Raw genomic sequence first — 21,655 nt, forward strand, 5'->3', positions numbered from 1 at the left:
TTCAGCCCGGCCTGAGCATCGCGTGGGAAATCGCGAAGATGCGTTCGGTGCCAAGCATGTAGGCCATCAGCGTTTCGCGGCGGAACAGCCCGGCATAGGCGCGATCAAGCAGATTGAGCGAGCCGGTATAGGCGCCGAAGGCCGGCATGATCATGCGGCCACCATCGCCGGCAAAGCAGCGCCGCCGCACCGAGCGGCCTTGCTGCACGATGCGGGCGCAAGGATGCAGATGGCCTGATATCTCGCCCTCCACCCTTACCGCCGAAGGCTCGTGCCGGAAGAGCAGAGAGCCGATGGCCAATTCGCGCACGGTCTCGCCGGGCAGGTCGGCCGGTGCTTCAGGATCATGATTGCCGGTGACCCAGAACCAGTCGCGCCCTACCATCACCCCTTCCAGCCTTTCGCGAAAGCTTGCGTGCATGCGCGCGGCGCCGCCGCCATCGTGAAAACTGTCCCCCAGGCTGATGACGATCGAAGGCTGGTAGTCGGCGATTACCGCTTGCAAGCGGAGTAACGTGGCTCCGGTGTCGTAAGGGGGAACCAGCGTGCCGCGCCTGGCCAGCGAGGAGCCTTTTTCCAGATGCAGATCGGACACGGCCAGAAGCCGAAATTCGGGAAAGTAGAGCACGCCGCGGCGGTCGCAGACCGCGCGTTCGCCGGCGATATCGACAGAGCCTACCTCCGCCAGAGGTGCAGCCATGGCCAGCGCGACAGTCATTTCGTCCCCATGGCCTCCTCGACCAGCGTGGCTGCATCCATCAGCAGCGTGTCATCGGCCTCGCCGTGCACCGGCATTTTGCCGATCTCGAGCATGATCGGCACGGCGAGCGGCGATATTTGCTCGAGGTTCTTATGCATGATTCGACCCTGGACGCGCGAGAGCATCTCGGCAAGTCTGCTGACATCCAGCAGACCGGTCGCGGCGTCGGCACGCGTCGCCTGCAGCAGGATATGGTCAGGCTCATGGCTGCGCAGCACGTCGTAGATGAGATCCGTCGACACGGTCACCTGGCGGCCGCTCTTCTCTTGGCCCGGGTGGCGTTTCTCGATCAATCCCGAGATCAGCGCGCAATTGCGAAAGGTGCGCTTCAACAACCAACTGCCAGCGAGCCAGGCTTCGAGGTCGTCGCCCAGCATGTCCTCATCGAAGAGCGCTGCCAGCGACGGTTTCTTCGCCCTGAACATCCGGCCCATATCGGCAAGCGACCATATGGCAAGCGCATAGTCGGTGGCGACGAAGCCGAGCGGCTTGGCCCCCGCTCTGTCGAGGCGGCGGGTGAGCAGCATGCCGAGCGTCTGGTGCGCCAGCCTGCCCTCGAACGGATAGGCCACCAGATAGTAGCGGTTGCCGCGCGGAAAAGTCTCGATCAGCAGATCGTCGCGTTTCGGCAGCACCGACTTGTCGGCCTGGAAACGTAGCCAGTCGGCGACCTGCTCCGGCAGTTTCTTCCAGCGCTGCGGATCGTCCAGCATGGCGCGGACCTGTTCGGCCAGGTACGTCGAAAGCGGGAATTTGCCACCACCGTAATACGGGACCTTGGCGTCGCTGCCGGGTGCATTCGAAACGAAGCACTCATTATCGCGGATACCTTCGAAGCGCAGCACCTTGCCGGCGAACATGAAGGTGTCGCCATGCGTCAGCGTTTCGAGGAACGCCTCCTCGATCTTGCCCAGAACCCGGCCGCCACGCGAAGCCGCGCCTCTGCTGCCGGGCTGGACGTAGCGGACGTTGAGCGCCGGCACTTCGATGATGGTGCCGACATTGAGCCGGTATTGCTGGGCGACGCGAGGATTTGAGACCCGCCACAGCCCGTCCTTGTTGAGACGAATACGGGCGTAGCGTTCGTAGTTCTTCAGCGCATAGCCGCCGGTGGCGACGAAATCGATGACGCGATCGAATGTCGGCCGATCGAGATCGGCGTAGGGTGCTGCCATCCGCACTTCCTCAAACAGCGCATCGGCATGGAACGGAGCGCCGCAGGCACAGCCCAGCACATGCTGCGCCAGCACGTCGAGCCCGCCATTGACCAGCGGTGGCGTATCCTGGGCACCGAGATAATTGGCATCGAGCGCCGCCCTGCATTCCAGCACCTCGAAGCGGTTGGCCGGAATCAGGATCGCCTTGGACGGTTCGTCCATACGGTGGTTGGCGCGGCCGATGCGCTGCGCCAGCCGGCTGGCACCTTTCGGCGCGCCGACATGGACGACCAGGTCGACATCGCCCCAGTCGATGCCGAGGTCGAGCGTCGAGGTGGCGACGATCGCACGCAAGGCATTCTCGCCCATCGCCTTTTCGACGCGCCGGCGCTGGGCGACATCGAGCGAACCGTGATGCAGCGCGATCGGCAATGTGTCCTCGTTGACCCGCCACAACTCCTGGAACAGCAGCTCCGCCTGGCTGCGTGTGTTGACGAACAGCAGGGTTGTCTTGTGGCGCTTGATCTCGTTGTAGATCTCCGGCGTTGCATAACGGGCCGAATGTCCCGCCCACGGCACGCGCTCCTCCGAATCGAGAATGGAGATGTCTGGCTTGGCCCCGCCGGTGACGACGATCAGTTCGGCCATCGGCCCTGGTGGATTCTGGCTGACCAGCCACCGCCGCAATTCGTCGGGCTCGGCGACCGTCGCCGACAGGCCTATCGTCTGCAGGGCGGGCACAAACGAGCGCAGCCGGGCCAGCCCGAGCGACAGGAGATGCCCGCGCTTCGAGGTCACCAGCGAATGTAATTCGTCGAGCACGACATAGCGCAGGTCCTCGAAGAAGCGCCTGGCATCGGGCGCGGCAATCAGCAGCGCCAGTTGCTCGGGCGTGGTCAGGAGAATGTCGGGCGGCGCCAGCTTCTGCCGCTGGCGCTTGTGTGCGGGCGTGTCACCGGTGCGCGTCTCGACGGTGACCGGCAGCCCGATTTCTGCGACGGGTTTGCCGAGATTGCGCTCGATGTCGACGGCCAGCGCCTTCAGCGGCGAGATGTAGAGTGTATGGATGCCTCGATGCGCCTGCCCCGGCCTTCTCCTCGGTCGGCCGGCCAGTTCGGTCAGCGATGGCAAGAACCCGGCCAGCGTCTTGCCGGCGCCGGTCGGGGCGATCAGCAATACCGACTGCCCGTCCTGGGCTTTGGCCAGCAAATCGATCTGGTGGGCGCGCGGCGACCAGCCCTTTTCCGCAAACCATTTGACGAATGGCTCGGGCAGGACGACGGCGGCATTCTGTTGGGCAAGGCGCGGCTGCTCTGTCACGTGCCAGAGGTAGCGCGGCGACGCGCAATCGCCAAGCAGAATCAGAACAAAAGGTGATCGATTCGCGTTAGGGCCGGCGAAACCCGGTCGGGCCGCCATAGAGATAACCGATACGGGCGACCGCCTCCCTCAGTCCTTCGCGCGACACCAGCATGGTGTGGCCGTTGGCGTGGATCATGGTCTCCGGATCCGTCATGATCGCGACGTGGCCTTTCCAGAAGACCAGGTCGCCGCGCCGCAACCCGGCAAAATCCGGCCCGGGATCGAGCGGTTCACCGACGGTCGCCGCCTGCATGTCGGTGTCGCGCAGCACTTGCCTGCCAGCCATGTGCATTGCAAGTTGCACGAGACCGGAACAATCGATGCCGAATCCGGAGACGCCACCCCACAGGTAGGGCGTGCCGAGAAACGACTCGGCGACCGCGACGTAGTCGGGGGCAAACTCGGCGACAGGCCTGAGATGACCCGAGATGACCGCCTGGCCGGACGGCAGCAGAGCATAATGCGTGCCGCGCGTTTCCGCTGAGCCCGTCACCGCCACCAATGACCCCATCGAGAGCTCCCCGCTCACCGGGAACCGCAAATCCGGTCCCGGATACAGGAAAGTGCGCGGCACCGAGACAACATGCGTGGCCGCATGGTCCCGACCGCCCAGCACAGTGTCGGCGACATAGCCGACGTAGCCGTCGCGCTCGGCCTGTATCCAGGCCCAGCCCCCAACGTTCTCGAAGACGAGGACGTCTTCGCCGAACAGAAGCTGGGTATCGACGCCGGCGTCCGGCCGCGGCGCCCTGCGGATGTCAGCGACGGAGGCTGATATGCGAGCCGGCCGGCCGGCGACGAAACGGTCGGCGGAAACCTCGCCTTTCAGCCTGGCGTCGGCGAGATCGGAGCGGAAGGCATGGAGGCGGGCATCCCTGGCGGTCAAATCGGCAACTCGTTCAAATGGGCAACTCGTTCAAATGGGCAACTCTTGGGCTCTGGCAATGATAACATCGCCAAAGCGCTCGACAAAGAGCGCGCCTTCTACTGTGCGCCTGACCAGCACGTTGCGCTTGTCGAGCTCGTCGCGGTGGCGCGACACCAGTTTCAGCGCCCCCATCGTATCGAGCGCACGGGTGATCACCGGCTTGGTGACGTTGAGGCGGGCGGCTAACCCCCGCACCGTGTGTGGCGGCGGATCGAGATAGATGGTGAACAGGATCGCCGTCTGGCGCATGGTGAGATCGGGCGCGTCGTCACGCACCTCGGATAACACCACCTGTTGCCATAGTCGCAAGGCCTGGCTTGGACGCATGATAATCGACATCCGTCCAGCATGACTGAAAATTGTTTCGGTTCCGTTTCAGTCAATAACTTCGTCGGCTATGCCCGAGAATCAAGCGTAGCGGTTCGAAATGACCTGCTCCAGCGCCCGGATGCCTTGCGCTTCGCCACCGGCAAGACCGTGCGGGCGGTCGGACGGGTTCCAGGCGAAGATGTCGACATGCGCCCAGCCGGCGGTCTTTTCCACGAAGCGCTTCAGGAAAAGCGCCGCGGTGATCGAGCCGGCGAAACCGTCTGACGTGACATTGTTGATGTCGGCCACCTTCGACGCCAGCTTGGCGTCATAGGGCTTCCACAACGGCATGCGCCATAACGGATCCTCGACCGCAACGGAGGCGTCCGCCAGCTCGGATGCAAGCGCCTCGTCATCGGTGTAGAACGGCGGCAGGTCGGGACCGAGCGCAACACGGGCAGCGCCTGTCAGCGTCGCCATATCGACCAGCATCTGCGGCTCTTCATCATCGGCCAAGGCCAAGGCATCGGCGAGTACCAGCCGTCCTTCGGCGTCGGTGTTGCCGATTTCGACGGTGATGCCCTTGCGGCTCACCAGCACGTCGCCTGGCCGGAAGGCGTTGCCGGCTATCGAATTCTCGACAGCCGGGATGAGCACGCGTAGCCGGACCTTCAGCCCGGTGGCCATAATCATGGAAGCGAGGCCCAGCACGTTGGCAGCGCCGCCCATGTCCTTCTTCATCAAAAGCATGCCCGAGGACGGCTTGATGTCGAGACCGCCTGTATCGAAGCAGACGCCCTTGCCGACCAGCGTTATCCTGGGGGCATTGTTCGGCCCCCAAATCATGTCGATCAGGCGCGGCGCGTCGGCAGATGCCCGACCGACGGCGTGGATCATCGGAAAGTTGGCGGTAAGAAGATCGTCGCCTTTGGTCACCGATATTTCGGCCTTGTGCGTCGCGGCCAAGGTCCGGGCGGCTTTTTCCAGCTGGCCGGGGCCCATATCGCTGGTCGGCGTGTTGACCAGATCGCGCGCCAGGAAAATGCCATTGGCGATGCGGCGGATGCGGGCAGCGTCGGTGCCTGCCGGCAGCGCGAAGCGAAGGCTCTTGCCTGGCTTCTTGCCGTAGCGGGTGAAGACATAGCCGCCGAGCGCCACGGCGAGTGCCGTAAGCTCCGGCTTGGCGGGTGCCGACGCAAAACGCCAGTCGCCCGCGGGCAAGGCTCTCGCCAGTGCGCCGACGGCCAGTGCGCCCTCGTCATCACCGGTGCCGAACAGGGCTCCGGCAATCGCGCCGTTGTCGCCAGGCACGATCAGCGTCCTGCCAGCTTCGCCGGAGAAGCCGTTGGCCTTGGCCCAGGCGACCGAGGATGGCGCAAGGCCCGCTGCCGCCAGAGCATCCTTCGCCACCAGATGGACCGGCAGCGCATTGCTCAATTCTTTCTCGACGAGTTCGACAGGCATTCGCTGGTCTCCGGGTTTTCCGAGTCGGCGTTTCTTAACTCTCCGTTAGGGTTAACAGAATATTTCTGCGGGAGGGAAGATGACCACGCAAATGGTCACGCGATGAACGGAGCCTTGGTGCCGATGCTGACCAACCGCAGGATGAACGCCAGCGCAAACAGGCTGATCAGCACGGCGTTGATGATGGCGCTTGCCGCAGGCGTCGCTGGCTGCGGAACCAGCAAATTGACGACTGGTTCGATTTCTCGTCCAAGCGGCAGGCCGCTGGAAACAATGTCGGCGGGCGAACTGCACAACGCTACGATGGCGCTCGGCCAGTCCTATGCGAAAAACCCCAGCGACAAGCGCATCGCGACAAATTATGCCGCGGCGCTGCAGATGGACGGCGACGCAGACCAATCGCTTGCGGTGATGCGCAAGCTGGCGATCGCCTTGCCGAAGGACCGCGACGTGCTCGCCGCCTATGGCAAGGCACTTGCCGCCAACGGACAGTTCGAACCGGCTCTCGATGCCGTGCGCCGCGCGCAGACTCCTGAATATCCTGATTGGAAACTGGTGTCGGCGGAAGCTGCTATTCTCGACCAGCTGGGCCAAAAGGACGAGGCGCGCCAAGGCTATCGCAAGGCGCTTGACCTCAGGCCGAACGAACCGTCGATCCTTTCCAATCTCGGCATGTCGTACGTGCTGGAAGGCGATTTGCGCACGGCCGAAACCTATATGCGCTCGGCCGCCCAGCAGCCGAATGCAGATAGCCGCGTTCGCCAGAACCTGGCGCTGGTCGTCGGTCTGCAAGGCCGTTTCGACGAGGCCGAGAAGATCGCCTCGCAAGAGCTGTCGCCGGATCAGGCGCAGGCTAACGTCGCTTACCTTCGCCAGATGCTGGCGCAGCAGAATGCCTGGAGCCAGCTCAAGGACCAGGACAAGGCAAAGCCTGGCACCAACTGACCGCTTCGACCGCCGAACCGGCGCGCGAATTCCGCAACATGTCTAACGCAAAGAGCCGCGCTGCACCGGCAGCGTGGCTGAATCGTATCAGCGTTTCTGGCAACGCCGCTGGTGCTACTCGCTGCTGGATTTCGGCTGGTCGCCGAAGATGCCGCGCTGGCTCACCTGGATGCCGGCGGGACCCAGAATGATGGCGAACAGTACCGGCAGGAAGAACAGGATCATCGGCACGGTGAGCTTCGGCGGCAGCGCGGCCGCCTTCTTCTCGGCGGCATTCATGCGCATGTCGCGGCTCTCACTGGCAAGCACCCGCAATGCATGCGCCACGGGCGTGCCGTAGCGCTCGGCCTGAACCAGCGCCTGGGACACCGACCTGACGGATTCCAGCCCAGTTCGGCTTGCAAGGTTCTCGTAGGCCTGCTTGCGCTCCTGCAGATAGGAAAGCTCGGCGTTGGTCAGGATGAATTCTTCCGCCAATGCCACCGATTGCGCGCCGATCTCATCGGCGACCTTGCGAAGCGCCGCTTCCACCGACATGCCGGACTCGACGCATATCAGCATCAGGTCGAGCGCGTCCGGCCACGCCATCTGAATCGACTGCTTGCGCTTGGTAGCGCGGTTGTTGACGTAGAGCACCGGCGCGTAGAACCCCGCATAGGCAACCACGATGCACACGAACAGCTTCACGAAAAACGGCTGCTCGGGCAATCCGCCGAGGACGAACAGATACATCGCCGCCAATGCAAAGCCGATGAAGGGCAGGACGAGACGGAAGAAAAGGAAGCGCGTCAGCGGATTTTGCCCGCGAAAACCCGCCACTTTCAATTTCTGCAAGGTACCTTCATCCGCCAGCGCACGCCTGAGATCCAGGCGATCGACAATATTGCGCATGCCGACCGACTGTTCTTCGCGCAGGCCCTTGCGGCGGCGGTCGGCTTCGATTGCCAGCCGCGCCCGCTGCTTGGCGCGCAGCTCATCGCGCTCCAGCGCCACGGATTTCATGCGCGCCTTGAGCTGGTTCCCGCCAAAGGCGGGCAGCAGCGTGAAGACGGTCGCAAACACCGCTATGCCGACCAGCAGTGCGATCAGCAGGGACGGATCGGTGAGAGTTCTGACGACGTGATCGGTCATACGCGAGTCCTAAACTTCGAAATTCATCATTTTGCGCATTACCAGGATGCCCATCGACATCCAGATGCCGGAACAACCGAGGATCAGATGGCCGGTGCTGGTGGTGAATAGGGGCATGATGTAGTTCGGGCTCGTCAAATAGACGAGACAGGCGACGACGAAAGGCAACGCGCCGATGATCACGGCGGATGCCTTGGCTTCCATGGACAACGCCTGGACCTTGGCTTTCATTTTCTTGCGATCGCGAAGCACGCGCGAAAGATTGCCCAGCGCTTCGGAAAGATTGCCGCCGGCCTGAGACTGGATCTGGATGACGATGCCGAAGAAGCTCGCCTCAGTGCACGGCATCGTTTCTGGCATGCGCATGGCCGCGTCGGGGATCGACAAACCCATTTGCTGCGAATCGACGATGCGGCGGAACTCGGTCTTGACCGGCTCGGGGGATTCGTTGGCGATCAGGCGCACGGCATCGTTCAGCGGCAGGCCGGATTTTACCGCACGCACAATGATATCGAGCGCGTTCGGAAATTCGTTGAGGAACGCCTTGACGCGGCGCGCGCGGCGAAACGAGACGAACCAGCGTGGCAGACCCAAGACGCCGACCAGCAGCGCAGCCGGCAAGACCAGCAGCGGTGCGCCGATGAAATAGATAAGAGCCGTCAAGACGACGCCGCAGACCGCCGAGTAGACATAAAAGCGCTCGAGCGAGATCTTCATGCCGGCCTGACGGATTTGGATCTTCAGCGGTGGTTTTTTGACCAGGCTCTGATTGGACTTTTGCTTTTGATCGAGATCCTTCAGCGAATCTTGGACGGACTTGCGACGCTTGGCCGCTTCCGCGACGCGATCGCGCGAAGCCTTGACGACGGAACGATCCGTCTCGGCGGTCTTGATCGATTCAAGCCGCTTGCCGACCTGCTTCTCGGTGCTGATCCGGTTGAACAGGAAAGCATAGGCCACAGCGCCGGCGCTGAAGCCGGCGAGCACGACGAATGCCAATACGGTGCCGTCAATTCCGAACATCGATCCTGGCCCCCACGTTTCCGGACGGATCAGTCAGCGCGCTTCTCCATTGCCTCTAGCGCAACGGCGAGGCGCTGCTCCTCACCGTAGTAGCGGGCGCGCTCCCAGAAATGCGGACGACCGATGCCGGTCGACACGTGCTCGCCCAGCAGCCTGCCGTTCGCGTCCTCGCCCTTGATGTTATAAAGAACGATGTCCTGGGTGATGATGACGTCGCCCTCCATGCCGATCACCTCGGTGATATGGGTGATGCGCCGCGATCCGTCGCGCAGGCGTGCAGCCTGTATGATCACGTCGACGGAGCCGACGATGATTTCGCGCACGGTTTTTTGCGGCAGCGTGTAGCCGCCCATGGCGATCATCGACTCTATACGGTTGAGGCATTCGCGCGGGCTGTTCGAGTGGATCGTTCCCATCGAGCCGTCATGGCCAGTGTTCATCGCCTGCAGCAGGTCGAACACTTCGGGTCCGCGCACTTCGCCGACGATAATGCGTTCGGGCCGCATGCGCAGACAGTTCTTGACCAGGTCGCGCATGGTCACTTCGCCCTCGCCTTCGAGGTTGGGCGGGCGGGTTTCGAGACGCACCACATGCGGCTGCTGCAATTGCAGCTCAGCCGAGTCCTCGCAGGTGATGACGCGTTCCTCGCGGTCGATATAGTTGGTCAGGCAATTGAGCAGCGTCGTCTTGCCCGAGCCGGTACCGCCCGAGATGACGATGTTGCAACGGACACGGCCGATAATCTTGAGAATCTCGGCCCCTTGTGGCGAAATCGAGCCGAACTTGACCAACTGGTCGAGCGTCAGCTTGTCCTTCTTGAACTTGCGGATGGTAAGTGCGGTGCCGTCAATAGCCAGGGGCGGTGCGATGACGTTGACACGCGAGCCATCAGGAAGACGGGCATCGCAGATCGGGCTTGATTCATCGACGCGGCGGCCGACCTGGCTGACGATACGCTGGCAGATGTTGAGGAGCTGCTGGTTGTCGCGGAACCGGATGCCGGTCTGCTCGACCTTGCCGTTGACTTCGATGTAAACGTTCTTGGAGCCATTGACCATGATGTCGGCAATATCGTCGCGCGCAAGCAGTGGCTCCAGCGGCCCGTAGCCCAAAACGTCGTTGCAGATGTCCTCGAGAAGCTCTTCCTGCTCGGCGATGGACATCGCGAAATTCTTGATCGCGATGATGTCGTTGACGATGTCGCGGATTTCCTCGCGCGCGCTTTCGGGATCGAGCTTGGCCAGCTGCGACAGGTCGATCGTGTCGATCAGTGCGGCGAAGACCTGGCTTTTGGTGTCGTAGTAGGTTTCGCTCTTTTGGCGCTGGATAGTTTTCGGCTCCGGCGCCAATGGCGGCGGCTCGACTGCACGGCGAACCTGCGCAGCAGGCGCGCCGGATGGCGGCAGCGTCGCGGGTCTGGCAGCTATAGCCGCTTCCATAGGGTTCGCGGCAGCCGGCGCAGCAGCTGCGGGTGCGGGCTGACGGAATTCCGGGATGGTCCGGTTGCCGTCGTCGCTGCCTCTTTTACCAAACATGATCGCTTACCAATTCCACCGCTGAGGCATCACTTCTTGTTGCGCGAAAGCTTGCCTATCAGGTTGCCGAGGCCAGCCTTTTTCTTCACCTTGATTTCGCTGCGCCCTGTCAGCACATGGGCGATCTCGTTGATCGTGGCGACGACCGGACTCTTGGCATCCATTTCACCGAGCATACGTCCGTTATTGGCAGCATTTCCGAACAAAAGCGGCTCGAAGGGGATGACCGACATCGGCGAAAGGCCGAGGGATTCGGAGAAATCGGACGGCGTAATCTCGGGACGTTTCGGCACACCGGCCTGGTTGATCACAAGCTTTGGCGCAGGATCGTTCGGACGAAGCCGCTTCAGCATGTCGACCAGGTTCTTCGTGTTGCGCAGATTGGCCAGTTCGGGCGTCGCCGTGATGACGATCTCATCGGCCTTGACCAGCGTGTTCTTGGTCCAGCCGGCCCACAAGTGGGGAACATCGAGCACGAGGAGCGGCGCGCTACGCTGGGCTATGTCGATAAGCTGGGTGAAAGCGTCGGGATCGAAATCGTAGACCCGCTCCAGGGTCGAAGGGGCCGCAAGCAGCGACAGGTGCTCGGCGCATTGGGCGAGCAGTCGGTCGAGATAGACCTCGTCGACGCGTTCCGGCGAGAAGACCGCCTCGGCAATGCCTTGGGCCGGGTCCTGGTCGAAGTTGATATTGGCCGTTCCGAAGGCGAGGTCGAGATCGGCGACAACCACTTCGGATTTGAAAAGGGACGACATGGCCCAGGCCACATTATGGGCTATGGTCGAGGAGCCGACGCCGCCCTTGGCACCGATGAAGGCAATCGAGCGGCCGATCGGCTCAGCTTCCGGATCAACGAAGATCGAAGACACCACGCTGACGATGTCGGCCATCGATACGGGCGCGATGACATATTCGGAGATGCCCGAACGGATGAGTTCGCGGTACAGGCCGACATCGTTGTAGTGGCCGACAACCACCACCTTGGAGGTCGGGTCACAATGCTCGGAGAGCTGGGCGAGTTGTTCCAGCAACAGCTTCGGCTCGCTGCGGGATTCAAGCAGGATCAGGTTCGGTGTCGGCGCCGACTGATAGAATTCGATAGCGGTGGGGATGCCCCCCATATGCACCTTCAGATGGGCCTTGGACATGCGGCGATCCTCGCCGGCGCGCTCGACCGGATTGGCTACGCCTTCGGTCTCGCAAAATGCCTGGATCGAAATGCGCGGGATCGGCCGCAACGCCTGCATTGCGGCAATATCCTGCTCCGAGGTTTCGCCGCCCGGTACCTCAGTGTCATAGGCAAGATTGCTCATTGTCATCACTTTCCGTGACTTGCGCGGCTTAGAGTTTTGTTGAGCCTCAACACTCGTTAATAATCGACTTCCGAATTGCCGAGGAATTCGTCCGAAATACCCCTGTCACGATAGACGTCGATCACCGCGCCGCGATTTTCCGCGTCGATCGGCGTCGGTTTGCGTGGCCCGATCAGATCGGACGGATTGGCCATCTGGGCAGCCAGATTGTTCTGATACGAACAGCCGAAATCGGCATAGTGCTTGTTTTCCGAAGTCTGCAGCAGGTCTTCGGGCCAGCGCCCGCATTTATCCGTCTGAGCCTTCACCGAGACGTAGGCAACGCGGACCGGTGCGGACGCTTCGGCTGAAACAGACTGATAGGACCGCATGGCGATCCGCTTCCGGCTGATGCCGCTGGCTATGGCGAGCCTGGCGAAATCGCGGCCGGCCGCGGCCGCTGCGATTTCGTTAGCTGAGCCGCTCGGAATCTCGATCGTCAGCACCGGAGCCGCGCTCCTGTCGTATCCGTTGAGAAAGCCCAGGAGCGTGTCACGCTGGGATCTGGTCATGCCACGGTCGCCGGCGCCGACCGGAAGGTCGATCTTCTGGACCTTCTCGGCGATGACGATAGGATGCGTGGTGCGATAGTCGTCCGGTATGGCACCGACCGTGACGCTGTCGCGATTGGCGCAGCCGGCCAGTGATGCCGCTACCGCGATCGCTATGATCGGAACGGCCGGCCGCCAGATCCGCGAATGAACGGACTGTATCGCGGTGACCGCCCTTGCCTTCGATACTGCCTGAGACATGTCGACTTCCCCGCTTACTTGTAGATAAAGCCGACAACGCCGTGATAGCGGCCGTTGGGCTTGTCGGTCTGCATGGTGCCGTAGACGCGGTTGACGCGGCCAAGGAACATGCCGGCGCCATCGCTGGCTGCGTTGAAATTGTCATCCGGCTTGGCAAGATCGTTGCGCGCCACCGGCTTCACCAGATAGGGCGTGATGATGATGACGAGTTCGGTCTCGTTGCGGACGAAATCCCTGCTGCGGAACAGCGTGCCTAGCACCGGTATTTTGGTCAGGCCGGGCAGCCCGGCAACCGCCTGCCTGATGTCGTCGCGGACAAGGCCCGCGATCATCATGGAACCGCCGGAGGGCAATTCCACCGTGGTGTCGGCCAGGCGTTTGCGGATCGACAGCAAAGTGGTGCCGGGTAAGTCGCCGGCTCCTTCCAGGACTGCGGCGCCTTCGGTCGTAGGTTCCGAAACCGACGTCCTCACTTTCAGGCTGATGCGGCCCGCCGAGAGCACGACCGGCTGGAATTCGAGCCCAATTCCATATTCAAGGCGTTCGTGCTCGTAGGTAATCTGGCCAGTTTGATTGTCGTTTGAAACGTTGCTTGTTCGGCCGGTGATGATATTGAATTCGCCGCCGACCTTGAAGGTCGCCTTCTCGCCGGAAACGGCGGTGAGAGTCGGCTCGGCCAGCGTCTTCATGACACCGCTTTGCTCCATGGCGTTTATGTACGCTTGAAGAGTTGAGCTGCCGATCGCCGCCCCCGAATATTGCGACAGTGGCTTTCCCAATCCGTATGCAGGCGTGGTGAGAGCGCTCCAACTGATGCCGTTGCTGCTGCCGTTGCCGACCATGTTGACGCCGAGCTGCTTCATCACCGTGCGGCTGACCTCGGCAACCGTCACCTTCAGCGTCACCTGGTCGTCGCCGATAATCTGCAGCAGGTTGACGATCTGGCTGACGCGGCGCTCGGCATCCGGGTTGTCGATGGCGACGCCGGCTTCGGCCGAACCGCCGGCAGCGGTCTGCGAATATTGACCCGTGGTAGCCTCGCCGCCGGACACGAAGATGTTTGCCAGATCAGCCGCGCGCTTGGCGTCAAGAGGAGTGTCGACGGTTCCGGTCAGAACGACGTTGTCGTTCAGCAACTCGACCTTGACCTCCGATGACGGGATGAAGCGCTTGATATAGTCCTCCAGCCCGGCAACATCGCGTTCGACCGCCAGGTCAAGGCTGACGATCTGCTCGCCATTCGGGCCAAAGACGAAGATGTTGGTCTCGCCGACCGCCTTTCCGAACAGATAGATGCGGCGGGCGGTGCGGGTCACTGCGTCGGCTACAGCGGGGTTGGCGACGAGAATATCATAGGCATCGCTCGGCAGGTCGATGACCACCGATTTATTGAGTCCGAGTTTGACCCGCTGGGTGGCGGTCGAAGCCGTGACCCTGGCATTGCCCGCCGCACTGGCATCGAGGATGCCATATGCATTCGTTCCAAGGAGAAACAGGCCGATCGCCACAGCCAGGGTGAGCGGCAGTTTGGTTTTTAGCCTCATTTCCTTGCCCCCACCTCGGAAACTTCGCCCGACTTGATCAACCGTACGGTGCCGCGCCGACCATTGCCGGAAACCAGGTAGTCGGCCTCGCCCACATTCTTGTCCTGGCTGTCCTTGATCGAGCGCAGCGCCAGTGTCAGGCGATCCGCCATCTGCTGTGCGACGGTGATGATCTCGGACTGCTGCGGCGTCAGCTCCAGGGTGGCGGTCTGGCCGACTCTGGTCTTCTTGCCTTCCTCATCCTCCTGAATGGTCTGGTCGATCGCCAGGACACGAATGTTCTTGAGGATAGTTTCGGTCGTGAAGCCCGGACCACCGCCATTGGCGGCATCGGTTCTGCGGGTCATGATGACGTCGACGAAATCGTTCGGAAGAATGAAGCCACCGGCCGAGGTGTCGGCCGAAATGCTTGTGGCGACAGCCCGCATGCCGGAGGGCAGGATCGACGACATGAAGCTTTGCCCTTCACCGATCAGCTTCGAGCGGCGCAGCGGCTCGCCGGCATAGAGCGCCACGCGGGCGACGGCGCCCTTCAGCTTGTCCAGCGCTTCAGGCTCGGCAGCGCGGGTGATGAAATTTGCGTTGATGCCGGCGGACGGCCATGACTCCCAGGAAATGTTGTTTTCAAGCGGACTGCCCATCGGAACGTCGCCGGAAAGAACAAGCACATCCTGCAGCGCGATCGCCGGCGCCTGAGGACCGGAATCGACAACTGGAGGCGGCGGAGCCACAACCATGTTCTTCGCGACATAGCCTGCACCGCCGGCCGCGGCTATCGCCACGCCTAGAATCATTAATCGGGATGCTGGCATCTGTCCGAACCTCGCCTTGGCAAACCACTAGCCAAGCCGGACTTTGCAGCGGCAATCGTCAAAACAAGGTTAATGTTATACTTACGATCGTGATTAATTTAAGGTTTACATAAATTAGAGCGACAACTCTGGCCCGAAGGAAAACGTGGCCAATTCGCCTGCTCGGCGCCAACGGCGGAAAGCGAAATTCAGCCCGCCAGCCTGGTAAGCGCCCAGGCCATCAACGGTGAGTCGGAATAGGTGAGCAGACCGCCAATGCCAAGCGCAATGCCGTACGGAACGCCGGTCGCCTCATCGGCGAAATGGCGCAGGAACCGATTGTGGCTTGTGACGGCGGCAAGCAGCGATTTTCGATAGGCGAGGATGGCAAGGGTCAGCAGACCGCCGATGAATGTCGAGGTGACAAGATACTCGACGAGATGGATGTTCAGTCCCATCCATACGGCAGTGGCGGCCAGGAGCTTGGCGTCGCCGCCGCCCATGCCGCCAAGCGCGAACAGGCCGAATGTCACTACAAGAACCAGGCCGCCGGCGGCGAAGTGCCCGCCATAGGTGGCCCAGTCCATGCCGGTCAAGGGCGCAACCAAGGCAAAGACAACGACGAGCAGCACAGGCACGCGATTGGCGATCGTCATCGACAGCATGTCGGAGATCGCGGCAAAAAGCATGCAGAATGGAAAGACGACGAAGATCACGGCTTCAAGCATGGGCGTGGCGCCTGTGGTCAAACTGTACCCGGTCCCAGCCTAGGTATGTTCGATTAACGATTGATGAGGTCTAAAGTTCAAAATCATGCGTAGGACTAAATAAGGGCCGCCAGTGCGGCGGCCCTTATTGGGAAGCAACGGAATGTTGTTGCTTACGAAGCGTTGACCTTGGTGGCAATCTTGTCAAACTTGGCGTTCAGCGCGGTGCCGAGCGAGGTGGCGCCGACCATGATGGCGAGCGCGATGAGAGCGGCGATCAGACCGTATTCGATAGCGGTCGCGCCGGATTCGTCCTTCACAAAACGTGCGATGAGGTTAGACATTTGAGCTCCTACTCCAATTGTTACAGCACTTCCGTCAACTTCTCTTGGTGGCTGATCGGATACTGCGAATCTAAGGAGAAGCTGTTTCAATCGGCTTAATAAACAGGCTTACCGATTCCTTTCCCGCTTCGATGGCATTGCGTGGTTAACCCAGAACTAAAATACCCGCCGCTAGGACCCCGGGCCGACAAAAGGCGCAAAAGGCGCAATTCGGCAAAGACGTTCCAGCCGTGCCGGCTAGGCCCAATGCCGGTTCCGGCTTGATCCTGGACTCCAGCCGCTTAACGGTTGGTTCACCAATCTCGTTCATGTTTCGTTGAACAGTTTGCCAAGGGGGCGCCTCAATGGCCGGGCCGAGATCATCATTTCCAGTTGCCGTGCTTTGTGCCGCAGCGGCTTTCGCCTTTCCAGCCAACGCCGGCGCCGGCATCGAGGTGACGATGAACCAGGCAAAGATCATCAAATTGTCGCGCGCCGCCGATACGATTGTCGTCGGCAATCCGGCGATCGCCGACGCCTCCGTGCAGGACGCATCGACGATCGTACTGACCGGCAAGGGATTTGGCGTCACCAATCTTGTCGTCCTCGATCAGGAGGGCAACCCGATCGTCGATGAGCAAATAACCGTCGTGCGCCAGGCGGCGGCGTCGGTGCGCATCTATCGACGCGCCGAAGTGCAGACGATGTCCTGCGCGCCATATTGCGAAAGCTCGTATAAGAGCGATGCCGAGAAGGCCTCTGAAGCCGAGATGAGCGCCGGGCATTAGCTAGCCGACGTCTCCGTCTTTGGCGAGAACGTGCTTCGGTTATGGCCGGGTTAAGGCCTTCCCGTTGAATTTAACGGTCATTCCAACCGGACTTCAATCGGTTCCGACTAAGGGTGGGACCGATACAGAAGCGGCATCGGCGGGCAGAGGACATGAGCAAGGCAGGACGAGCAGGTTCTCCAAGACGGTTTTTGGGCGACCGCCGCGGAAGCGCGGCAATCGAATTCGCCATGCTTGCAATTCCTTTCGCGCTTCTTGTCTTCGCCGTACTGGAGAGCTGCATTTCATTTGCCGCACAGGAAGTGATGGCAAACGCCACAGACGACATCGCGCGCCAGTTGCGTACCGGCCAGCTAAGACCGGCCGATGTGTCCGGCACCAAGCTGCGGGATATGATCTGCACCAAATTGGAGATCATGGTCGCCAAGACCTGTCCCGGATTGCTGGTGGACTTGCGCGAATATCCGACCTTCGCCGATGCGGCGCTGGCCGGTTTCAAGATCCAGGATGGCGACGTCGTGCTGACCAAGGGCACGAGCACACAGACCTTCACGGTCGCACCGGGCCTGGCGGAGTCGAGAAACATGCTGCGGGTTTTTTACAAATGGCCGGTGATGACCGACTTCATGGCCAAATCGATGGCCAATCTGAAGGACGGCAAAACGCTGCATTTCGCCTCGATCACTTGGCAAAACGAGCCTTTCGACAACTGAACCACCTAGTCGCTTGAAAAGGGCAAAAGCCATGATTCGTGCGGGGGCACAACTGGGCATCGCAGGGATTTGTACAAGAGCAGTCCGGCTTTGCTCGGACCGCCGCGGTATTGCGGCCGTCGAGTTTGCCCTCATCGTGCCTGTCCTGTTGATCATGTACTTTATGACAATGGAGGCCTCGCAAGCCATCGAGACCAGCAAGAAGGTCAGCCGCATCGGCAGCATGGTAGCGGACCTCGTCACACAGCAGCAGACCATCAAGGCGGCCGATGTCGATGCCATCATGGCGATCGGCAGTTCCACGCTCCAGCCCTACAACCGCTCGAAACCGAAGATCATTATCACGGCGATACAGGTGACGAACGAGACGACGCCGAAAGTCCTGGTCGTGTGGTCGCGCAAACTGGTGGATGGCGTCTCTAGCCTCGACGCCGTCAAGGATTCCACCACAACGGTCCCGAGCGCGCTCAAGATCAAAGGCACTTTCCTCATTCGGGTCGAAAGCGATCTCGCCTACAAGCCAATCATCACCTGGTCGGCGGACGGCCAAAGCCGGTTCGGGTTGAGCTCGGTCTTCAATTCGATATCAATGGCGGAAACTTATTATCTGCGGCCGCGCAGGAGCCCGACCATTCCGTGCAGCGATTGCTGACGCCTGAAGCCCGCTAACGGTCTGTTGCTATTGCTTGCACCCGCGGGCCGAGACTAGACGCACGATGGCTGCAGCCGGCACATCGTCCCTCGGACCGGCAACGGTTCGGCGACGATACCAATACGGAACGTTCCGAGCGCGCGCCAGGTTTGCGCAAGACCCCTCCAGCAGCAAAGCCAGTACGGCGGCGAATGCTGTCAGGGCAAGCCTCATGCGAGCTCCGCGCCGCGCATTTCCATCCGCCGATCGACCATGCCGCGATTCGTCTCTCCGGGACCAGCATGCCAACCGTGCTGTTTGGGTTTCCGAATTGCCAATGGCGGCGCGGAACCCTATGTCTGAGCCAACACACAGGCAATGATGAACCTTTCGATGGCACGCGCCTTCCTTTTTGTCCTCGACTCCTTCGGCATCGGCGGCGCGGCCGATGCCGAACGCTATGGCGACACCGGCTCCAACACGTTCGCACACATCGCGCGGGCCTGCGCGGAAGGCCGCGCCGATCGCGAAGGCCTGCGTGACGGGCCCCTTCTTGTACCAAACATGCTTGCGCTGGGCCTCGGCCAGGCCGCGGCAACGGCGACGGGTTTCAGGTTCGAGAATGCCGGCAGTGCGCCGCTTGCCGCCGCCTTTCACGGCGCGGCCCAAGAGGTTTCGAGCGGCAAGGACACGCCATCGGGCCATTGGGAAATAGCCGGCCTGCCGGTCCGTTTCGACTGGGGTTACTTCCCGGACGCGATTCCGGCCTTTCCGGCCGAGTTGACCGAAGCAATGGTGCGTGAAGGGAAGGTGCCTGGCATCCTCGGCGATTGCCATGCTCCGGGCACCGAGATTATCGAACGGTTCGGCGAAGACCATATCCGTACCGGCAAGCCGATCTGCTACACCTCGATCGACTCCGTCCTGCAGATCGCCGCGCATGAGGTTCATTTCGGCCTGGAACGGCTTTACGAGTTCTGCAAGGTGGTGCGCAGGCTCGTCGATCCGCTGAATATCGGCCGCGTCATAGCACGGCCGTTCATCGGTGAAACCGCCGCCACGTTCGAGCGAACGCATAATCGTCGCGACTATGCCGTACCGCCGCCGGAACCGACGCTGCTCGACCGGCTGACGGCGCGCGGCAGCCGGGTTATCGCAGTCGGCAAGATCGGCGACATTTTCGCCCATCGGGGCATCTCGGAAGTCCGCAAGGCTGCCGGCAACATGGCGATGTTCGACAAAGCGCTCGGCGCCATGGAAGACGCGCGCGACGGCGACCTCGTCTTCGCGAACTTTGTGGACTTCGACACCGAGTTCGGGCATCGGCGCGACGTTGCGGGGTATGCCGCCGCGCTCGAGGCTTTCGACCGGCGCCTGCCCGAGGCATTCGCACAGCTGAGGCCAGGCGATCTGCTCATTTTGACCGCCGATCACGGCAACGATCCGACGTGGCGCGGCACCGACCACACGCGCGAGCGGATTCCGGTTATCGGGACACGGCCGGGTTTCAAAGGCGCAGACATCGGACTGAGGATGACATTTGCCGACATCGGCGAAACCGTCGCCGAACATCTCGGGCTGGCGCGCGGCCGTCACGGCACCTCCTTCCATGCTAAGATAGGTGGCCATGCCTGAGCTGCCGGAGGTAGAGACGGTCAGGCGCGGTCTGCAGCCGGCCCTTGAAGGTGCCCGCATTGTCGGTGTCGAGGCACGCCGGCCGGATTTGCGGTTTCCGTTCCCCGCGAGATTTTCGGAGCGGCTGACCGGCAAGACGATTGCGGCGCTCGGCCGCCGTGCCAAATATCTGACAATGCACATGGCCAACGGCCCGGTTCTGATCTGCCATCTCGGCATGTCGGGTTCGTTTCGCATCGAAACGGCCGACGAGAGCGCAACGCCCGGCGCGTTCCACCACGAACGTTCGAAAAACACTGCTCACGATCACGTCGTCTTCGACATCGCATCCCCTGCCGGCGTCCGCTCTCGCGTGATCTTCAACGACCCGCGCCGCTTCGGGTTCATGCTGTTTTCGGAAGGCGAGCCCGACATGCATCCGATGCTGGCGGGATTAGGCGTCGAGCCTACAGGCAACGCACTGGACGGCACGCTGCTCGCTTCGTTGCTGAAAGGTCGCAAGTCACCGCTGAAAGCGGCACTTCTGGACCAGAGGCTAATTGCCGGGCTAGGCAATATCTACGTCTCGGAAGCACTTTGGCGGGCCGGCCTGTCGCCGCTGCGCGAAGCGGGCACCCTCGCGAGAGCCGGCAAGAAAGCCAAAGAGCAGAGCGAACGCCTGGCCGAAGCTATCCGCTCGGTCGTCGCCGATGCGATCGCCGCCGGCGGCTCGTCGTTGCGCGACTATATGCAGACCGATGGATCGCTGGGCTACTTCCAGCATTCCTTCGCGGTTTACGATCGCGAGGGCGAAGCCTGCTCCAAGCCTGGTTGTGGCGGCCACATCGAGCGTATCGTGCAAAGCGGTCGTTCGACTTTCCACTGCCGGGCCTGTCAGGCTTAAACCAGAAGCGAGGAGGAGCAAAGCATGGGCTATGAAACCATCATCGTCGAAACCCGCGGCAAGGTCGGGCTGATTACGCTGAACCGGCCGCAGGCGCTCAACGCACTGAATTCACAAGTGCTGGCGGAACTGGTCGCGTCGGTGAACAGCATGGGCGCCAATGCCGACATTGGCGCCATGGTCATCACTGGTTCGGAGAAGGCTTTCGCGGCAGGTGCCGATATCAAGGAAATGCAGTCGATCTCCTATGTGGATGCCTATGTGCAGGATTTCTTCGTCGGCTGGGAAGAATTTACGCGGGCACGAAAGCCGATCATCGCGGCGGTGGCGGGCTATGCGCTGGGGGGCGGCTGCGAACTGGCGATGATGTGCGACTTCATCATCGCCGCCGATACCGCCAAGTTTGGCCAACCCGAGATCACGCTGGGCGTCATGCCCGGCATGGGCGGATCGCAGCGCCTGACCCGTTTCGTCGGCAAGTCCAAGGCGATGGATATGTGCCTGACGGGGCGAATGATGGACGCAGCCGAGGCCGAGCGTTCCGGCCTTGTCTCGCGCGTCGTGCCAGCCGGCGAGTTGATCGAGGAAGCGCTTAAGGCAGCAGCGAAGATCGCCGATTTTTCCTTGCCGTCGGTGATGATGGCGAAGGAGGCCGTCAACCGCGCCTATGAGACGACGCTCACCGAGGGTCTGCGGTTCGAGCGCCGGCTGTTTCATTCGCTGTTTGCGCTGGATGACCAGAAGGAAGGCATGGCGGCCTTCACCGGCAAGCGGAAGCCGAATTTCACGAACCGATGAGATGACGAGGCACCGGTCAAAAAGAAAGCACTGCAGCGTTGACGTGCCGGAAAAGCTGAACTATAAGCCGCACCAGCCGAGGCGGCCCTGTGGCTGCCCGTTTGTTTTTTGCGCCCCGCGGTAT

Annotated in this window: 21 protein-coding genes; 7 read left to right on the plus strand and 14 right to left on the minus strand. The window is 61.7% G+C overall.

Features of this window, described 5'->3' with window-relative positions:
- Position 1: 1 nt before the first annotated feature.
- The 5 genes from pdeM to NKJ72_RS04055 form a co-directional block, all read right to left on the minus strand.
- Complete coding sequence (gene pdeM / locus NKJ72_RS04035; protein WP_352475948.1) at positions 2–718, minus strand: ligase-associated DNA damage response endonuclease PdeM; 717 nt, start codon at positions 716–718, stop codon at positions 2–4.
- Entirely contained in the window at positions 715–3,237 is a 2,523-nt protein-coding gene (locus tag NKJ72_RS04040) for a ligase-associated DNA damage response DEXH box helicase (protein WP_352475949.1), read from the minus strand. Before NKJ72_RS04040 ends, pdeM begins: the two co-directional genes overlap by 4 nt.
- A 67-nt stretch (positions 3,238–3,304) precedes the next feature.
- The gene (locus NKJ72_RS04045; protein ID WP_352475950.1) at positions 3,305–4,165 is read right to left on the minus strand and encodes a C40 family peptidase; all 861 of its coding nucleotides are present in this window, start codon (positions 4,163–4,165) and stop codon (positions 3,305–3,307) included.
- Positions 4,166–4,195: 30 nt separating this feature from the next.
- Positions 4,196–4,546, minus strand: a complete 351-nt coding sequence (locus NKJ72_RS04050; protein WP_023676939.1) for a MarR family winged helix-turn-helix transcriptional regulator — start codon at positions 4,544–4,546, stop codon at positions 4,196–4,198.
- A gap of 69 nt (positions 4,547–4,615) precedes the next feature.
- A complete protein-coding gene (locus tag NKJ72_RS04055; RefSeq protein ID WP_352475951.1) occupies positions 4,616–5,980 on the minus strand; it encodes a leucyl aminopeptidase family protein in 1,365 nt (454 codons plus the stop codon).
- 123 nt (positions 5,981–6,103) lie between these two features.
- Between NKJ72_RS04055 and NKJ72_RS04060 the strand changes: the two genes are divergently transcribed.
- The gene (locus NKJ72_RS04060) at positions 6,104–6,925 is read left to right on the plus strand and encodes a tetratricopeptide repeat protein (RefSeq protein ID WP_352476076.1); all 822 of its coding nucleotides are present in this window, start codon (positions 6,104–6,106) and stop codon (positions 6,923–6,925) included.
- Between the two features lie 114 nt (positions 6,926–7,039).
- Here the strand turns inward: NKJ72_RS04060 and NKJ72_RS04065 are convergent, their stop codons facing one another.
- From NKJ72_RS04065 to NKJ72_RS04105, 9 genes are all read right to left on the minus strand, one after another.
- Entirely contained in the window at positions 7,040–8,056 is a 1,017-nt protein-coding gene (locus NKJ72_RS04065) for a type II secretion system F family protein (RefSeq protein WP_254816298.1), read from the minus strand.
- 9 nt (positions 8,057–8,065) lie between these two features.
- Positions 8,066–9,079, minus strand: coding sequence for a type II secretion system F family protein (locus tag NKJ72_RS04070; RefSeq protein WP_352475952.1), 1,014 nt, complete (start codon positions 9,077–9,079; stop codon positions 8,066–8,068).
- Between the two features lie 29 nt (positions 9,080–9,108).
- Positions 9,109–10,614: a TadA family conjugal transfer-associated ATPase gene (locus NKJ72_RS04075; RefSeq protein WP_352475953.1), complete on the minus strand. Its 1,506-nt coding sequence runs from the start codon at positions 10,612–10,614 to the stop codon at positions 9,109–9,111.
- Between the two features lie 29 nt (positions 10,615–10,643).
- A complete protein-coding gene (locus NKJ72_RS04080) occupies positions 10,644–11,927 on the minus strand; it encodes a CpaE/TadZ family protein (protein ID WP_352475954.1) in 1,284 nt (427 codons plus the stop codon).
- Between the two features lie 56 nt (positions 11,928–11,983).
- Positions 11,984–12,718: a CpaD family pilus assembly protein gene (locus tag NKJ72_RS04085; RefSeq protein ID WP_352475955.1), complete on the minus strand. Its 735-nt coding sequence runs from the start codon at positions 12,716–12,718 to the stop codon at positions 11,984–11,986.
- Positions 12,719–12,732: 14 nt separating this feature from the next.
- Positions 12,733–14,262 (minus strand): type II and III secretion system protein family protein, encoded by a 1,530-nt coding sequence (locus NKJ72_RS04090; protein ID WP_352475956.1) that lies wholly within the window; start codon positions 14,260–14,262, stop codon positions 12,733–12,735.
- Entirely contained in the window at positions 14,259–15,074 is an 816-nt protein-coding gene (gene cpaB, locus NKJ72_RS04095) for a Flp pilus assembly protein CpaB (RefSeq protein WP_352475957.1), read from the minus strand. The genes NKJ72_RS04090 and cpaB overlap by 4 nt, the downstream gene beginning before the upstream one ends.
- Positions 15,075–15,262: 188 nt before the next feature.
- Complete coding sequence (locus tag NKJ72_RS04100; RefSeq protein ID WP_352475958.1) at positions 15,263–15,781, minus strand: A24 family peptidase; 519 nt, start codon at positions 15,779–15,781, stop codon at positions 15,263–15,265.
- 152 nt (positions 15,782–15,933) lie between these two features.
- The gene (locus NKJ72_RS04105) at positions 15,934–16,104 is read right to left on the minus strand and encodes a Flp family type IVb pilin (protein ID WP_254816290.1); all 171 of its coding nucleotides are present in this window, start codon (positions 16,102–16,104) and stop codon (positions 15,934–15,936) included.
- A 344-nt stretch (positions 16,105–16,448) separates the two neighbouring features.
- Here NKJ72_RS04105 and NKJ72_RS04110 point away from each other — a divergent pair, with 344 nt between their 5' ends.
- The 6 genes from NKJ72_RS04110 (at position 16,449) to NKJ72_RS04135 (ending at position 21,531) form a co-directional block, all read left to right on the plus strand.
- Entirely contained in the window at positions 16,449–16,871 is a 423-nt protein-coding gene (locus NKJ72_RS04110; RefSeq protein ID WP_352475959.1) for a pilus assembly protein N-terminal domain-containing protein, read from the plus strand.
- A 152-nt stretch (positions 16,872–17,023) separates the two neighbouring features.
- The gene (locus tag NKJ72_RS04115) at positions 17,024–17,584 is read left to right on the plus strand and encodes a TadE/TadG family type IV pilus assembly protein (protein ID WP_352475960.1); all 561 of its coding nucleotides are present in this window, start codon (positions 17,024–17,026) and stop codon (positions 17,582–17,584) included.
- Positions 17,585–17,615: 31 nt separating this feature from the next.
- On the plus strand, positions 17,616–18,236 hold the full coding sequence (locus NKJ72_RS04120; protein WP_254816287.1) for a TadE/TadG family type IV pilus assembly protein: 621 nt from the start codon (positions 17,616–17,618) through the stop codon (positions 18,234–18,236).
- A 372-nt stretch (positions 18,237–18,608) separates the two neighbouring features.
- The gene (locus NKJ72_RS04125) at positions 18,609–19,850 is read left to right on the plus strand and encodes a phosphopentomutase (protein ID WP_352475961.1); all 1,242 of its coding nucleotides are present in this window, start codon (positions 18,609–18,611) and stop codon (positions 19,848–19,850) included.
- Complete coding sequence (gene mutM / locus NKJ72_RS04130) at positions 19,843–20,733, plus strand: bifunctional DNA-formamidopyrimidine glycosylase/DNA-(apurinic or apyrimidinic site) lyase (protein WP_352475962.1); 891 nt, start codon at positions 19,843–19,845, stop codon at positions 20,731–20,733. The genes NKJ72_RS04125 and mutM overlap by 8 nt, the downstream gene beginning before the upstream one ends.
- Positions 20,734–20,757: 24 nt before the next feature.
- Positions 20,758–21,531, plus strand: coding sequence for an enoyl-CoA hydratase (locus NKJ72_RS04135; protein WP_254816283.1), 774 nt, complete (start codon positions 20,758–20,760; stop codon positions 21,529–21,531).
- Positions 21,532–21,655 lie beyond the last annotated feature (124 nt).

The organism is Mesorhizobium sp. M0045 (genome assembly GCF_040323385.1).
GTDB lineage: Bacteria > Pseudomonadota > Alphaproteobacteria > Rhizobiales > Rhizobiaceae > Mesorhizobium.